This window comes from Pirellulaceae bacterium (genome assembly GCA_019636385.1).
GTDB lineage: Bacteria > Planctomycetota > Planctomycetia > Pirellulales > Pirellulaceae > Aureliella.
Window position 1 is genome coordinate 559,334 of sequence record JAHBXT010000002.1, and the last position, 16,164, is coordinate 575,497.

10 protein-coding genes and 1 pseudogene are annotated in these 16,164 nt (G+C 55.1%); 6 read left to right on the top strand and 5 right to left on the bottom strand.

What is annotated here, in order from left to right; translation table 11 throughout:
* Positions 1-151 precede the first annotated feature (151 nt).
* On the top strand, positions 152-388 hold the full coding sequence (locus KF752_07850) for a hypothetical protein (GenBank protein ID MBX3421454.1): 237 nt from the start codon (positions 152-154) through the stop codon (positions 386-388).
* Here KF752_07850 and bioD read toward each other — a convergent pair.
* Positions 385-1,149, bottom strand: a complete 765-nt coding sequence (gene bioD / locus KF752_07855) for a dethiobiotin synthase (GenBank protein MBX3421455.1) — start codon at positions 1,147-1,149, stop codon at positions 385-387. The genes KF752_07850 and bioD overlap by 4 nt on opposite strands.
* A gap of 104 nt (positions 1,150-1,253) precedes the next feature.
* On the opposite strand from bioD, the gene KF752_07860 reads away from it, so the two are divergent.
* Together KF752_07860 and KF752_07865 are read left to right on the top strand one after the other, a co-directional pair.
* Complete coding sequence (locus KF752_07860; protein MBX3421456.1) at positions 1,254-2,129, top strand: carbon-nitrogen hydrolase; 876 nt, start codon at positions 1,254-1,256, stop codon at positions 2,127-2,129.
* Positions 2,130-2,320: 191 nt separating this feature from the next.
* Positions 2,321-3,502 carry a redoxin domain-containing protein gene (locus KF752_07865; GenBank protein ID MBX3421457.1) on the top strand — a complete coding sequence of 394 codons (1,182 nt, stop codon included), beginning with the start codon at positions 2,321-2,323 and terminating at the stop codon, positions 3,500-3,502.
* Here KF752_07865 and aroB read toward each other — a convergent pair.
* From aroB to rny, 4 genes and pseudogenes are all read right to left on the bottom strand, one after another.
* Positions 3,396-4,755, bottom strand: a pseudogene (aroB, locus tag KF752_07870) (3-dehydroquinate synthase). The gene KF752_07865 and the pseudogene aroB overlap by 107 nt on opposite strands.
* Positions 4,756-4,792: 37 nt before the next feature.
* Positions 4,793-6,307 (bottom strand): rhamnulokinase, encoded by a 1,515-nt coding sequence (locus KF752_07875; GenBank protein MBX3421458.1) that lies wholly within the window; start codon positions 6,305-6,307, stop codon positions 4,793-4,795.
* 146 nt (positions 6,308-6,453) lie between these two features.
* Entirely contained in the window at positions 6,454-7,413 is a 960-nt protein-coding gene (locus KF752_07880) for a YmdB family metallophosphoesterase (GenBank protein ID MBX3421459.1), read from the bottom strand.
* Positions 7,414-7,421: 8 nt separating this feature from the next.
* Positions 7,422-9,008: a ribonuclease Y gene (gene rny, locus KF752_07885; protein ID MBX3421460.1), complete on the bottom strand. Its 1,587-nt coding sequence runs from the start codon at positions 9,006-9,008 to the stop codon at positions 7,422-7,424.
* Positions 9,009-10,098: 1,090 nt separating this feature from the next.
* Here rny and KF752_07890 point away from each other — a divergent pair.
* The 3 genes from KF752_07890 to KF752_07900 all read left to right on the top strand — a co-directional run bounded on the left by KF752_07890 (position 10,099) and on the right by KF752_07900 (position 16,162).
* Positions 10,099-13,707 (top strand): hypothetical protein, encoded by a 3,609-nt coding sequence (locus tag KF752_07890; GenBank protein MBX3421461.1) that lies wholly within the window; start codon positions 10,099-10,101, stop codon positions 13,705-13,707.
* Between the two features lie 105 nt (positions 13,708-13,812).
* A complete protein-coding gene (locus KF752_07895) occupies positions 13,813-14,988 on the top strand; it encodes a hydroxymethylglutaryl-CoA reductase (GenBank protein MBX3421462.1) in 1,176 nt (391 codons plus the stop codon).
* A 247-nt stretch (positions 14,989-15,235) separates the two neighbouring features.
* Positions 15,236-16,162, top strand: a complete 927-nt coding sequence (locus tag KF752_07900; protein ID MBX3421463.1) for an ABC transporter ATP-binding protein — start codon at positions 15,236-15,238, stop codon at positions 16,160-16,162.
* Positions 16,163-16,164 lie beyond the last annotated feature (2 nt).

Genomic DNA, 16,164 nt, shown 5'->3' on the forward strand with positions numbered 1-16,164 from the left:
CAATTATTGCCGTATCCGTGGATTCGAGTCGATAGTAGTTTGATTGGCAACTACAGAAATTGATTTCTGAGTTTGCGATCTGCGGAGGCCGTCGTCATGGAAGGCTGGGGGCGAACTAGAGATCGAAGGGTGCAAGTTACCTGACCAGCGGTTGAAGACTCGCTGCGCAAAGTTGCTCGGTCAGCTAGGCGAGAAGATTGGAGCGGCGTCGCCAGTAGCCTGCCAAGATTGGGCAGTCGCAGGATTTTGTATCGAAGTTGCGCTCTGCCCCCGGCTACCGTCTGGCGCAGCTTCGCAACTAGTGACTAGTGAGAAGCCTACTGAGCCACAATACGAGTCAGCGAGATTCAATGCTGCGGGTAGAATCGGCAGAGGGCTTCGTTTTTAGCTATTGAGGTTTTCTGATCTAGCGTTGCTCATCTGCGTCAGAGCCAACTTCAGTAGATCCTCTGAAGTTTCAATCAACGGCACCTCAGGCAGGAAAGTACGCAGCATTTGGAGATTGCCCGAATGTATGTCGTCTAGCCACAATTGATCGTTTGCGGACGCCAGGCTGTTAGCGAGAGGCTGTGAGGGACGATCGGAAATGCGGTTGAAAACGATCGCGCTCAATGACAGGTCGCGCCGCCCGATGGCTTCGACAGTCAGCAGGGTGTGATTCACGCAACCGACGCGACTGGCAACCACCAAGATCAACGGTAGTCTTAATTGCTCTGCCAGATCCAATACTGTTTTCGATGCGCTAATTGGCGACAGCACGCCGCCAGCACCTTCGACGACCAGCAAGTCACAATGGCCAGCCCACCAAGTCGCTCCGCTTACCAGAGCTTCTTCATCTACAGTGCGACCCTCTATGGCCGCTGCAATTGGTGGTGCCAAGGGCGCGGCAAATCGCTGAGGGCAGACGCGGTCGATAAGGTCAGGGTTCAGGTCGGCAGCCTCACAGAGTTGTTCGGCGTCGCCAGCGACATTGGATTGACCTGTACCGCTAGCTACCGCTTTATAGACGCCAACGCGCACGGCGCCGAGTCGAAGTTCGCGCACTAGACGTGAGGCCCAATAGGTCTTGCCCACGTCGGTGTCAGTTCCAACGAAGAAGAGTCCAGGAGGCGGTTTGACGGGCGGAATCATGCTGAGTATGGATTTCATAGCGAGAGGAGCAACAAGCTGTGGCTTAGAGGCTGCGGCAACGATATCATTACCATGCCTGAGTTTGCCCTGCCCAAATACTCGCGACCGCCTGTCCCAAAATCATGACGTCTGACTCCCGCGTTGTCCAGCTTGCTTTAGTCCAGATGACATGCACTCACGACAAGCAGCACAATCTTGACAAAGCGATCGAGTGCATTGCCCAGGCGGCCAGTGATGGTGCTAACATTATCTGCCTACAGGAAGTGTTCAACACACAGTATCCCTGCCAGAGCGAAGTGCATGCCCAATTTGAGCTGGCAGAACCCGTGGATGGCCCCACCAGCCGACGGCTCAGCCATGCTGCCCGGCAACATGGTGTGGTGATTGTCTGCTCGATATTCGAGCGGCGTGCGCAGGGGCTGTACCACAACACAGCGCTCACTTTCGATGCGGATGGTCAGCGAGTTGGTCTGTACCGCAAGATGCACATTCCGGATGACCCGCTGTACTACGAAAAGTTCTACTTCACACCAGGCGACCTGGGATTTACGGTCGCTCGTACCCGTTACGGCTGTTTGGGAGTTGGCGTGTGCTGGGATCAGTGGTATCCCGAGGCGGCTCGGCTCTTGGCCTTGCGTGGTGCAGAAATATTGCTTTATCCTACGGCCATCGGCTGGATTCATCAGGAGCGTGAGCAATATGGAATGGTGCAACACGACAGTTGGGAAACTGCCATGCGCGGGCATGCGATCGCCAACGGATGTTTTGTGGCAGCGGCCAATCGCGTCGGCGTGGAGGGTGGCCTGCAGTTCTGGGGTGCATCGTTTGTAGCCGATCCGCATGGCCAGTTACTTCGCCGCGCCAGCCACACCGAAGAAGAGATTATACTGGTGGCCTGCGATTTGAATTCAATCGACTCGGTGCGTACCCACTGGCCGTTCCTGCGCGACCGGCGCGTTGATGCTTATGGCGATCTAACCAAGCGGTTTATCGACTAATGAGGGTTTGTTGTTTTGTAACTGTACACGCCTGTGGCGGGCTGGCACGGGACCAGATTGGTTGTAGTAAAGCAAACTTTGTCACGAACAACGTGATTCGGGTCCAACCGCCGACTCCCATCCTTCTCGCTTGACCCATCCTAAGAATTGCGTGATCGGTACACTGTTTATTGAATGGATAGGATTATCACATGCTCCCGTTTCGTATGATCGCCGTCGGATTATTGGCCGTGCATGCAACGATGTCTTTGCAATTGCCCACAGCGACAGCACAGCCGACCTTGGATATCGGATTAAAGGCTCCACCGATCAATGTTCAGTACTGGATCAGCGATGGTGGTGGAAAATTCAAGCCGGTGCAAGAATTCGAGCCGGGTAAAGTTTATGTAATTGAATTTTGGGCGACTTGGTGTCCACCGTGCGTGGCCAGCATGCCGCATTTGGCTAAGTTACAGCGCAGCTATGCAGATCACGGAGTTCAAATTGTCAGCATTAGCGACGAGGAGCAGTCGACCGTTCAGGAGTTCTTGAAACAACCGGTCCCAGAAGGGATCACGCGCGCGCTAAAGAAAGAAGGCGACCAGTCTAAATCCGACGAGCCACCGGCAGCGGCCGATCCGCCAGCAAAGCTGACGTTTGGGGAGCTGACTGCTGGCTACTGCTTAACCACCGACCCTGATCAGTCGGTCTATCGTGACTTCATGGAAGCTTCAGAGGAAGGTGGGATTCCGACGGCATTTATCGTTGGCAAGGATGGCGTCGTGGAATGGATTGGGCACCCCATGGAACTGGACGAACCGTTGGCACAGGTTGTAGCTGGCAAGTGGGATCGCCAAGCGCTCATCCAAAAACGTGCTGAACAACGTGCGATCCAGGCGGCGATCACGGAGATCTACCAGAAGCTTCAGGCTGGTCAAACGGAACCGGCGCTCAAAGAATTGGACGAACTCATCGCGCGAACCAAGGACACCAGTACTCAGGTCGAGCTACGAATTCTGCAGCTGGAACTGCTGGTTCAGCTACATCCGCAACGGGCCGTAGCTACCCTGCAAAAGATCACTGCTCAGCAAATGGAGGCAGAGGTGCTCAATAGAATAGCCAGTTCAGTCATTGAACTAACACAAGAAGCTGACCAAGAGGCTCCGGTGGAATTGCTGACCGCAGCGATTGAGGCGGCTGAAAAGGCGGTCAAGTTGTCACCCAACAATGGAATGATTCTGGATACATTGGCTCGACTGCTGTACCTCAGCGATCATCTACAGCGGGCTATCGAAGTGCAGACACAGGCCGTCGCGCTGAGCCCAGGGAGCAAAGAATTGCGTGAATTCTTAAACGCAATGAAGCAGGAGCTTTCGGAGACAGTTGAGAAGTAAGCGGCCTTTGGGGCAGTAGTGATTGAGTGCCATTAGGGGCTGGAAGTCGGTTGGCGCGGGACCGAAGTTTATGTGATTGACGTTTTGCGATGTGCGATGGATTTAATCGTCGCTGGAATGCGGTGATTGTGCAACAGCTAGCCGGTTGCAGCCTACACGAGAGCCGCATTGATGGCGGCGACTGCCTGCTGCTTGCTAATGCCATCTACCAACTGCACGTTTCCATATCGACCCATGGGCAAAATGAAACGTAGCGTGCCGTGCTGGACCTTTTTGTCGTGCTGCATGGCCTGCCACATCGCTTCCGGATCGGCATCAGCGTAGTTTATGGGCAATCCCAAGTCGCACAGTAACTGTCGCTGCCGATTTACGAATGTCCCGTCGACGCGGCCCAACTCGGCAGCCAAGATCGCAGCCATGTTCATTCCGATCGCGACCGCCTCGCCATGTAACCAAGTGCCGTAGCCAGCCGTAGCTTCGATCGCATGCGCAAAGGTATGGCCATAGTTCAAGATGGCTCGACGTCCGGTCAATTCACGTTCGTCATCCTGCACGACGCTGGCTTTGGCTCGACATGACTGAGCAATGATATGCCTGAGCGCCGCCGGATCGCGCGAGCGAATCGAGTTGGCATTTTGCTGCAGGTAGTCCAATAATTCTGGCAGCATGATCACGCCATATTTTACCACCTCTGCCAGTCCCGACAGAAACTGGCGATCAGGCAATGTCACAAGCGTCGCCAGGTCGATGCACACATGCAACGGTTGCCAAAACGCGCCGACAATGTTTTTGGCAGTCGGCAAGTTGATGCCGGTCTTTCCGCCGACGCTCGAGTCGACTTGACTGAGCAGCGTGGTTGGAACTTGAACGAGTGACAGGCCGCGCGCAAAAGTAGCGGCAGCAAATCCTGCCAAATCACCGATTACGCCACCGCCGACGGCCACGATCAAGCTGCCGCGATCTGTTCGACCGTCAAGCAATTGCTGCCAAAGTGCGCTTAATTGCTCGACGCTCTTGCTCTCCTCGCCGCTAGGCACCTCAATTTCCGTGACCCGCAATCCTTGGGTCGATAGGGATTGGCTGACCTGCGCGGCATGAGTCGCGACGGCACGATCAAATACTATCGCCGTGTGTCGGCAATTGGGTACCAGCTTGCCAATCGCGGAACCCAGCCCGGGCAACAGTCCGTGGCCGATTTCAATCGCGTAGCTGCGCTGACCAAGTTCAACCAGCAGTTTATCTATGTGAGGCATCCGTCAATATCCAGCGGGAAATGATTAGCGACTAGATTTAGCCTGTCAGGCGTGACAAGGTCGCCAAACCCTGTTGCCAACGTTCACGACTTGCAGAATCAACCGCAGGTTCGTAGCGCACGATATCCGGCAGGCCAAGCACCAGCTGTCGGGCTTGTTGCACACTGTCCAGACCGCCACTGCCGACGGCTTGGACCAGCATATTCCCTAGCGCGGTTGCTTCGACTGGACCGGCAACCACTGCACGATCACAGGCATCGGCTGCGAATTGGCACAATAACCGATTCTGCACGCCGCCGCCAACCATGTGAACCACGGATAACGGTGCACCCAACAACTGCTGTAGCGAATCCAGAACCATTCGGTAGCGTAGCGCCAAACTCTCCAGAGCGCAGCGAGTCACTTCTCCTTCGGTCGAGGGAATTCGCTGCCCTGTTTTCTTGCAATACTGTCGAATGGCTTCGGGCATGTTGGTTGGCGCAGCAAAACTAGGGTCATCAGGATCGATGACGGCAACCATGCTCTCTGCCTGGCTGGCCAAGTGAGTCAAATGGTTCCAGTCCCAATCGAAACCATCGCGTCGCCATTGATCGCGGCACTGCTGGACTATCCACAAGCCAGAAATATTCTTGAGCAGCCTTACACTGCCCGCAACGCCACCTTCGTTGGTGAAGTTCAGTGCCTGGCATTCCGGAGTGAGATTGGGGCAGGCCAGTTCAACGCCCATCAGCGACCATGTTCCACAGCTTATGTAGCACCAATCTGGCTGTTGCTGAGCGAACGCTTTTGCGGGAACCGCCAACACTGCCGAGCCGGTATCGTGTGTGGCAGGCACGACGACCTTGACCTGCGAACCCAGGTGAGTGCGCTCACGCACCGCCGATGTCACGCTGCCCAGCACCGTAGTGGGTTGAATGGGCTTGCTAAAAATCTGCTGGGGAATATCAAGTGCTTGGATAACCGGTTGGCTCCAATCGCAAGTGCGTGGGTCCAGTAACTGAGTTGTCGACGCGTTGGTGAACTCGTTGCTTTTTTCACCGCACAACAACCAATGAAAGAAGTCGGGCACCATCAAAAACTGGCGAGCCACATCCAACAATGGCGATTTCTCTAATCGCATCGAGTACAATTGGTAAGCCGAGTTGAATTCCATGAACTGTAGGCCGGTATGCGCAAAAATATCTTGGCGACTTATGCGCTGAAAGGCTCGCTGCATGACGCCGCGCGTGCGCGTATCGCGGTAGCTGAAGGCGGGACCAACTAGATCGTCATTCAGATCCAGTAAGACAAAGTCGACGCCCCAGGTATCGGCTCCCACGCTGACAATGCGTTGACCGTAGCGGGCTGCAGATTTTTGCAGGCCATTCTGAATCTCTTCCCAGACAGCCAGCAGATTCCACACCAGTCGTTTGCCCAATGGCAGCGGGCCGTTGGGAAAGCGATGCACCTCTTCCAACAGAATGTTGGAATCCTGAATGCAGCCCGCGAGAACGCGACCTCCGGAAGCCCCCACGTCAATCGCTAAGTGAACTGGAGCTTGATTCGATTTCATTCATCAGCCTCGCTTGGCAATCGTGTGTTTGTACTGTCTGGCATTGTGTTGCGAATGCGCTATGAGCGGACCTTCGCGGGGCAGGAGCCGGTGAGTTCAAAGTCGTGTTGCAGACTCACAGGGACTGCTGTGCAATTCCATAACGTTCATTCAGGCTCCGCTTGTCCCGCCGTACGTCTTGCGCGGACGGCTGAGATTGGTCTAGTTTTTCGCACGTCGGACTCACGGGACTTGGCGTAGTCTTCTAGATCATTAAGCTTCAAACTGATGCGACCGATGGCCTGACATTGTCCGCTGGTGGGATCGACATCCAACCAGGTAGCGCTCAGTCGCACATCGCCTTTTGCCACATGAAAAGGCGCGGGCATGGCTGTCAGAGTAACGGCTTGCACAGCATCAATACTCCGGCCTATGATGCTGTCAAATGGCCCGGTCATTCCAACATCACATTGAAAGCCCGTGCCGCCTGGGAATATCTGCTCATCCGCTGTTGTCACGTGAGTATGCGTTCCCAATACGGCGGTGACTCGACCGTCTAAATACCGCCCCATCAACTGCTTGTCGCTGGTGGCTTCCGCGTGAAAATCAACGATGCGAATCGTGGCAGCCTTGGGCAATTGTTGTAATTCGCGGTCGACTGACGTAAACGGACAGTCAACCGGTTTCATAAACGCCCGTCCCAACGCACTGATGACTGCCACCTGACCGCCGCGCTCGAGATTCAGCAGCATGTGTGACTTGCCAGCCGAAGTTGCCGGAAAATTACAAGGGCGAACGATGTTGGGTTCTGACTCAAGCGTCTGCACAATTTCTTGACGTTTGTAGATATGGTCGCCCAAGGTGATGCCGTTGTAACCAGCTTGGATCAGGCGGCGGTAGTCAGCTTGGCGCAAGCCGGAACCGTCGGCTGCATTTTCTGCATTAATCAATAGACAATCGGCGTTCAATTGCTCTCTGAACCAGTCGGCTGCCAGGCAGGCAATGCGCATGCCTGGTTTGCCAACTGTATCACCCACCAGCACGACTCGGCGATAGTTAGCGCCAGGAGCCTCTGGGATTGGGCTACGCGGGTGAACGATCGGTTGATTTCCATCGGCTGTTGACATGGCGTGAACTAACGCGCTATCTCGGTGAATCGCGACTCGCGCACTACCGTGACTTTGATTTCGCCGGGATATGTTAACTGCTGCTCGAAAGCTCGAGCGATGTCGTGGCAAACTTTGCCTGCTAGTGCGTCGTCGGTATCCTTGGCGCTAACGATCACTCGCAATTCACGACCAGCCTGGATGGCAAATGCCTGTTCGACACCATCGAATCCTTTGGCAATCGTCTCCAATTCCTCCATGCGCTTAATATAACGCTCCAGTGATTCGCGGCGAGCACCGGGCCGAGAAGCACTACAAGCATCGGCTGTGGCAACCAGCAAGGTGTATGGATAGTCGCTGGTAAGTTGATCATGATGACCTAACGCGGCATGAACGACGATTTCCTTTTCGCCGTGGCGCTTCAGTAGGTCAGCACCGATCTTGGGATGTCCACCTTCCAGTTCGTGATCGGCTGCCTTGCCAATGTCGTGTAACAAGCCGGCCCGCCGGGCCTGCTCGGCATCCAAGCCGATCATTTCAGCCAACATGCCGGAGAGAAATGCCACTTCGATGCTGTGTTGCAGTACGTTTTGACTGTAGCTGGTTCGAAAATACAGGCGACCCAACATTTCGATTACTTTGTCGTGAAGCCCATGGAGATCTACTTCTTCGGCAGCTTCCTGTCCCTTGCGGCGAATTAGTTTGTCAATTTCTTGAGTTGTCTCGGCGACCACCTCTTCGATTCGCGACGGGTGAATTCGGCCATCGGCAATCAGTTTTTCCAGAGACCGCCGGCCGATTTCACGCCGCACAGGATCAAAGCCGCTGACGATGACAACTCCGGGAGTATCGTCGATGATGACGTCCACGCCCGTCGCCTTTTCAAAGGCGCGCACGTTGCGCCCCTCGCGGCCGATGATGCGGCCTTTCATTTCATCATTGGGTATATCGACGCTGCTGGTGGTACTGTCGGCGGTATGAGCCGAGGCGTAACGCTGCATGGCGGTCAACAAGATTTCTCGCGACTTCTGCTCGGCCATTTCGCTCACTCGGCGTTCATGCTTGATCAATCGAACGCCAATCTCTTGCTGCAAATCGCGTTCAATATTCTTGAGCAGCCGCGCTGCCGCCTCGTCTTTCGATAGGCCAGACAGTTTCTGGAGTTCGATTGACTGCGCTTTGAGCAGCTCATCCAAGCGTTCGGACTTTTTCGTGGCTTCTTGCACCTTTTCAGCAAAGCGTCGCTGATTGGCTTCCACCATTTTCTCTTGTTTCTTCAGTCCGTCGGCAGACTGTTGAATCGTCTCTTCGCGACGATCCAGTGCCGTCTCGCGCTTCTGCAACTGGTCACGCAATTTGTTGGATTCGGCTTCCGCCTGCTGCTTTTCCTTGAGCGCTGTTTCCTTGGCCGCCAGCTCCGCGCTACGGCGCAGATTGTCCGCCTCGCCACGCGCTTGATCCAAAATGATGCGGGCCTGATTTTTGAGGTCCAAGCCGCGCAAGTGATAGACCAACCACACGGCAGCAGCACCAATTATCAAGCCCACCCCAGCGATAATCACTACAGCGACGTTTGATACTTCTGTCTCAGCAATCAGGAGCCAATCGCTCCCCATGCTGGCGCTGTCGCCCAAGAAATACAGCAGCCAGTGGCTACTGGAATTAACTGAAATAGGGTTCATGGAGCGACCTTTCTGTTGACGTACTCCATCCCCAACAGAGGTCGCATTAAGCCTTTTTCAGGAACAATCGGAACGCTTTTCGTCGGCAGCCTTCGGTCTTGTCGACGCGGCTGCCCGCAACTCAACCGCTATACGCTAGTAAACGCTTGCTTGTCTGCCACCAACCGGTTGCATTCCAGCCACGTTCGACCAATGACCAGGGAACAAGCCAGGCGCATGTCAATTGCCGACACTCAACGCCAATCTTACAGCCCACCGTCATTGGCTCGCACAAAAGCATCCGGAGAATGCTCGGGCTCGCGCCATGGCTAGCGTAACGGGTGGATTGCCGCACACCAAGCCGGCGACTCGCACTCGCACCCATGCGCATAACCAACATGCCGGTCAATTCAAGCAGAACGAGCAACCAAATAAGCATTGCGAAACTGAGCCTAGCCTGACCGGACGAACCTCGAAGGTCGACCATGCAGACAACATTGATTCCCGAAAATTAACTCGAAGCTCTACTTCTGTTTGGGAATAGAATCCATGCGAAAACTATTACGGTTGACGGATCGGCGAGGGTACCGGCGGAATTAGGTAAGCCAGCTTATTTTCGTCGGGCTGGCCGTCCACCGCACCTACGCGCATTCGTAACTTCCCAAAACCCGGGCGGCTTACAATCAAGATTAAATGATAGCATGCCGTACCCGGAGCATCGCCAGTTTACCGCTTATTGTGGTGTGCTGCAAGTCGATTGGGGGGCACCGGGAGTACTGTAACTATCCAGTTTGGTAGCCAGATATCTCATTGCAGCGCACAAGGCGCATCCATGTCAAGCGCGGTGGGCGTCGATCTTTGATTTTGGCGAATCCGCACCGTTTCTCTCTAGCTCTAGCCAAGTCAGACTGCAAGAATCTGCCTATGACGGATTGTGCGTAACCTGCGCAGTCTATGAGGGGCTAGCTAACGCCAAGCTTTGAGCGAAAAACTTTAGTTGGGCACAACGCCTCATGAGCGAAACCTAGATCAAGGAGTGCAACCTATGGCGGGAAAATCAAGGAGTCGCGACGAATATCCTCGCCCCGCAGTGACGCGAGCCTCGCGAGGAAGGCAAAATGGCGGAATCGTGCGCTGGTTGGTTCGCGGGTGCATGGGGTGCACACTGTTGTTCTTAACGCTGATCGCAGCAACTCCCTGGTTATTCCTGAAGGCACCTCTCATCAACAACCTTGTGGCACGCTTTGGAGGATTGCAGCCACTGACTGCTGAAGTTGGAAGTTTTTCGGCAGGGTGGTTTTCGCCGTTGAAGATCGGCGAACTGACGGTGCGCGATGAAAATGGACGAGACCTTGCCAAAATCAGGTCGATCACCACTGAGAAAGGCCTGTTTGGTTGGCTCAGCAGTTACAGTCAACTGGGAACGGTACGCATCGACGGCGTAGAGGCCACCGTGGTGTCTGCGATGGGTACTACCAATTTAGAGCAGGCGATGACTGGGCTGTTACCTCAACCTGAAGAACTGCCTGCCGATACGCCCACCTCAGACCTAACATTAAGTGGTACCGTTGTAATCAGCGATGCACGCATTGTGTTAATTGAGCAGGACAACCCGCAGCAGTGGTTGATCGAACTGCCTAATCTGCAAGCGGAGCTGCCTGCTGCGGATCAATTGTTTGGTCCAATCGAATTGTTGGCGACTATTTCCGACGTCTCGGGGGCGACCCCTGGAGGCACGGGACAGATCAAGGCCAAGGCTCAACATGCTGCCGACGGCTCCATCGAGTTACGGGCCAAGTTGGAGAATTTGCCGCTCGAAATTTGGCAAGTTGCTCGATCCAGGATTCCTGAGCTACCCATTTTGGCTCTGGAAGGTCGCGCATCGGGTATGTTGGCTGGACATGCGATGGATGCCGAGCAGTGGTCGTTTGACCTTCAGCAGGTCCATGTCAGCAACTTTGCCATGCTGGCACCCGATTGGATTGGCGAGTCGCCCGCTCGATTGAACAGTATTGAGGCAGTCGGGCGTGTCACCTTAGCCAAGCAATGGATGCAGCTGGATCAGACTCAACTGCAGTGTGACGTAGGCAACTTACAAGCCCAAGCAGCAGTGCCTTGGCCGCTGGTCATTCCATCGCTCAAGAATCCATTTCTGGAGCGAGCCACATTTACTGCGTCGGGCAACGTAGATTTACCCAAGTTGGCGCAGGCTGCTCAGTCGCTGATACCGGTTCGCGAAGACACTCGCTTGGTCTCTGGAGCAATGCAGTTCAAGGCGTCTCAACAGCCTCCTCATTCTGGTTCTGGCACCGCGCAGGCCAGTGTCGAAGTTCGATTATCGGGTTTAGAGGCGGTCGCCAGCGGCCAAGCCTTAACTTGGGATCAGCCCTTGAGCGTCCAGCTACGAGCCACTGACGGCCAGCCAGCCGCCATCTTTGATGTCGTGGCCACTGCCGAGTTCTGCAATTTGACCGGTCACGGCACAATCGAAAACGGATCGCTGCAAGGCGATGTCGACTTACAGCAACTCTACGATCGGCTCAGCCAGTTCGTAGAACTGCCAGTGACCTCGATGTCCGGCAGCGCGCGGTTGGATACTCAGTGGAAGATGGACGATCAGCAGCAAGTTACCGCCACGGGAAGCCTGAATACAACACCGCTGCTAATTGCAACCTCAGCTGGTGGGCAGATGCGCGAGCCGAATTGGCAGGGTTCGTTTACAGCCAACGCTCAATTGCGCGATGGCATCCCTGAACGGCTCAACAAAATGCGACTCGAACTGGTCGCACCGGATGAACAATTGACTGTTGAGCTGCATGAGCCGCTACAGATGATCGATGCGACGGCTGCTGAGGCAGCCGCCACCGCCTCACGTCTGCCGCCGGCTAGCTTCAGCCTGACTATTTCCGGCGACTTGGCGAATTGGCAGCGTCGTGGCTGGGTGTGGCTCAGCGAACCTCCTGACATCGACGTCCAGGGAACCATGCGCTTGGCGGCATCGGGCAAACTGGATCGACAGCATGTTGAATTGTTGCAGGCGAACTGGGACATGGAACCGGTTCAATTTCGCATGTCCGACATGGCATTGGCCGAACCAAAAATGATCGGCAATTTTAAGGGGCGTGTTGACACTGCAGATTTGACTCGCTTGCAAGTCGACCAATTGACCGTTCAGGCCAATTCATTTTGGATTGTGGCTCGCGATCAAGCCGCTGACCAGTCCGATGCACGTACTGGCCAGGCGAACTTTTTGGTGGACCTGCAGCGACTGATGAGCAACGTTGCCACGTCGCATACTACATCCCCCTCGATGCCAGCCACATCGTCGGCAGCCAACTCGCCTAGCCAATATGCGGCTGGGGGAACATTGCAGGGGAACCTTCAGTGGCTAATTGGCAAGTCTGGAGCTGAGTTTGCAGCTCAAGCCAAGGGCCAGAATATGCTCGTGAGCAGTCGAGGTGTAAATACTGCAGAGTCGGCACCGCTGTGGTCCGAGCCGACGGTGGATATTTCTGTGGCAGGCAAGTGGATGGCTGAGCACAACGCGATCGATCTGCCGACGCTGCAGTTGCAAACCGCTTGGCTGAGCTACCAAGGCCAAGCCGCCTATCGCAGTGGCGACCAAGGCTCCGATCTGTCCGTCAATGGTCAGGCTGTCTACGATGCGGCTCAGTTGTCCAACAAACTCGGCCCAATGACCGGCCACAATATTCAGCTTGTTGGGCAACACACGGCACCCATCGAGGTTCGCTGGCAACAATCTGCAATAGTCCCACCCGGAACATCGGCACTGGCTGGACTGCAGGCCAGTACTCACTTGGGTTGGGAGCAAGCACGCGTCGTCGGAATTGAAGTCGGCAAGGCGAATGTTCCGGTAATGATTCAAGCTGGCCAGCTAACCACGGCCGCTGAAATCCCAGTCAGTGGAGGCACGTTGCGCTGGGACATTTTCAGCGACTTAACCCAAGACCTGTTAGTCATCCGGCAAAAGCCCATGGTAGTCCTGGAGAACGTGGCGATCACGCGCGAGATGTGTAGTGGCTGGCTGAAGTACGTGGCACCCTTGGTGGCGGAAACCACCAGCATTGACGGTCGCCTGAGCTTAGCATTGGATCGCGCCGAATTGACACCCACCGATCTATCAAAACAAACCGTAGAAGGCCGGCTGCAGATTCATAAAGCCGAAGTTGGTCCCGGCCCGTTGACAAACGAAATCGCCGGATTGATTCGGCAATTCGAAGCCATTCGCAAGCTCGAGCCGGCTCAAGCTGTCAGCACGCAGAGTCGCGTGTGGCTGCAAATGCCTCAACAGAATATTTCATTCCGCATGGTCGAAGGCCGGGTGTACCATCGCGATCTAAATCTAACGATTGGCGACGCATCTATCTCGACCGCTGGTTCAGTAGATGTTTCGGGCCAGCTGGAAATGTTGGCATCACTGCCCATCCCCGACAGTTGGACTCAAAAAGGTCCGGTGCTGGCCGCCATGCGCGGTCAAACCCTACAATTTCCTATGCGCGGTACGATTACACGCCCGCAATTAGACGCATCGTTGATGCGGCAATTTGGTCGTCAGACCATCGAAAACGCCGCCCAAGGTCTGATCCAACAGGGCCTCAATCGAGGCCTCGAAAAGCTGTTCCGTCAGCAGTAGCGCATCACGCCCAGATACCTCTCGATGCCATTGCTGCCGCCTCGTTATTGCCCACCAGTGAATTGCCGAATCGCTACTATCTAACTAGATCGCAGGGCATGGTGTATGAACCAACGCAAGCCAATTCCTCGCCAAAAAGATGATAACTATACCGAGCATTCAGCAGCCGAGCGTCGCACCTTTCTGTCGGCAGAAACGGGGGCGAATTTCGATTACACCTCTTATTACAGTGCCAAACCGAGCGACTTTTCGGGCAATATTGAGAATTTTATCGGCGTAGTTCAAATGCCGGTGGGTGTGGCGGGGCCCTGTCTGATTCACGGCGAGCACGCTGAGGGCTGGTTTTATGTACCGATGGCCACGACCGAAGGAACACTGGTGGCCTCCTACAGTCGCGGCATGCGGTTGATATCGGAGAGTGGCGGTGCCAAGGTCACCGTGATTGATGACGTCATGCAGCGCGCGCCCATGTTCGAGTGCCACGACGCTCGCGACACACGCGATCTGAGCAATTGGATCGATGAGAACTTTCATGAAATCGCGGCTGCGGCAGAGGCAACTACACGGATCGGCAAGTTGCAGAACATCCAACGGTGGCCGGTTGCCAGAATGCTCTACACGAGATTCAACTTTAGCACCGGTGATGCTGCCGGACAGAATATGACCAGCCGTGCAACGCGCGCGGCCATGATGTGGATCGCGGAACATTTTCCAGGTGGCTTTATGCGGGTTCAATTGTCCGGCGCCATCGAAACTGATAAGAAACATTCGCACATGAATCTGATGCACAGTCGCGGCAAACGCGTAATCGCCGAGGTAACCATTCCGCGTGAGGTCCTGGTCAGAATTACGCGGGCCGAGCCTGCGGATTTGTTTCGTGTGCGTCTGCGTTCAATGACCGGTGCAGTATTGTCTGGATCCGCATACAACGGTCCACATTCGGCAAATGGTATCGCCGCGCTATTCCTCGCGACCGGACAGGACGTAGCCAATGTGGTTGAATCCCACGCAGGCCTGAATTTCTTGGACCTGCATGACAATGGCGACCTGTACTATTCAGTTACTTTACCGTCGGTTATTTGCGCGACTCACGGAGGCGGTACAAGTCTGCCATCCCAACGCGAGTGTTTGGCGATGGTTGGTTGTGTTGGTAAGGGAAAAGCACGCAAGCTGGCTGAAATCATCGGAGCCACCATTCTGGCTGGTGATATTTCGTTGTCTAGCGCCATCGTTGCCGACGAATTTGTCGATGCTCACGAAAGGCTAGGACGCAATCGATAGTGGCTGTGTCCGTTCCCGCAAGACCAGGCCTGGGACCATTGAGCGTCCTGAATCGCAGGCAGGCTGGTCCGCAGAGATCGCAGTTCGTTGCCCACCCAAGAGGCGCGTCGAGCCGTGGAGATTTACGAGATTTCTCGGTTTTGGAGCCAAGATCGGCCCAGGAGTATCGAATACTTAGATTTGGGTTGAATAAAATACTCCCTGCGGCGATTTGTCGATGTGAGCACTCAGGATGCCAAAGTAATTCATCAGCGTGTCGAACACCTGCATTGCCAGAATTGAATCTGTTTGTAAGTCGTATGGCGCCCGTCGGGCGCTGTCAGATGTTAGCCTGGAGTTGCCGCCAGGGGTTACTGGGCTGCTCGGACCAAACGGTTCTGGCAAGAGCACGCTCATCAAGGCACTTTTAGGGCTGGTAAAAGTCGACTCCGGTAGCGGTCAGGTTTTGGGGCTGCCGTGGCCGGGGCAGACTCGCGCCCTTCGTGATCGCGTGGGCTTCTTGCCCGAAGATGATTGCTACATTCACGGCTTACAGGGTATTGAGTCGATTCAGATGATGGCTCGGCTGTCTGGGTTGCACCACATGGAGGCGCTGCGTCGAGCCCACGAATTGGCTGACTTCAGCGATCTGGGCCAAGAGCGTTATCGCAACGTCGAAACCTATTCGACCGGTATGAGACAGAAGCTCAAGTTTGCTCAGGCTCTGGTCCATGATCCGGAATTGGTCGTGCTGGACGAGCCGACCACGGGCCTGGACCCTTCGCAACGTGAGAGTTTGCTGGATCGAGTCCGTGTGCTGTCGCGCCAGAAAGGAAAATCGGTTCTGCTGTCGACGCACATTCTGCACGATGTGCAACGAGTCTGCGATCAAGTCATCATTCTGGTACGCGGGCAAGTCCGTTTGGTCGACTCGCTGGCCAATCTGCAGCGTCCGTCGGAGGCGACACTGTTCGTGCAGGTCGTTTCCGATGCAGTTCGCTTGCAACAGGCGCTGGCAAACAGCGGTGTGACCACAGAATTAGTTAGCGATCAGGGGTTGTTGATCCGAGGCGATCAAGCGGACGTCTCGCGAATATGGTCGGGAAGTCAAAGTTGTAACGTATTGATCCAACGTATCGAACCGGCTCGCAATTCGCTTGAGCAAACGTTTCTCGACGCAGTGGCAGGGGGCTAGCG

Bases quoted from the DNA above. Each gene is read 5' to 3' on its own strand.
- KF752_07860 (MBX3421456.1), top strand. From the start codon at position 1,254: ATGACGTCTGACTCCCGCGTTGTCCAGCTTGCTTTAGTCCAGATGACA.
- bioD (MBX3421455.1), bottom strand. From the start codon at position 1,149: ATGAAATCCATACTCAGCATGATTCCGCCCGTCAAACCGCCTCCTGGA.
- KF752_07880 (MBX3421459.1), bottom strand. From the start codon at position 7,413: ATGTCAACAGCCGATGGAAATCAACCGATCGTTCACCCGCGTAGCCCA.
- rny (MBX3421460.1), bottom strand. From the start codon at position 9,008: ATGGGGAGCGATTGGCTCCTGATTGCTGAGACAGAAGTATCAAACGTC.
- KF752_07895 (MBX3421462.1), top strand. From the start codon at position 13,813: ATGAACCAACGCAAGCCAATTCCTCGCCAAAAAGATGATAACTATACC.
- KF752_07865 (MBX3421457.1), top strand. From the start codon at position 2,321: ATGCTCCCGTTTCGTATGATCGCCGTCGGATTATTGGCCGTGCATGCA.
- KF752_07875 (MBX3421458.1), bottom strand. From the start codon at position 6,307: ATGAAATCGAATCAAGCTCCAGTTCACTTAGCGATTGACGTGGGGGCT.
- KF752_07890 (MBX3421461.1), top strand. From the start codon at position 10,099: ATGGCGGGAAAATCAAGGAGTCGCGACGAATATCCTCGCCCCGCAGTG.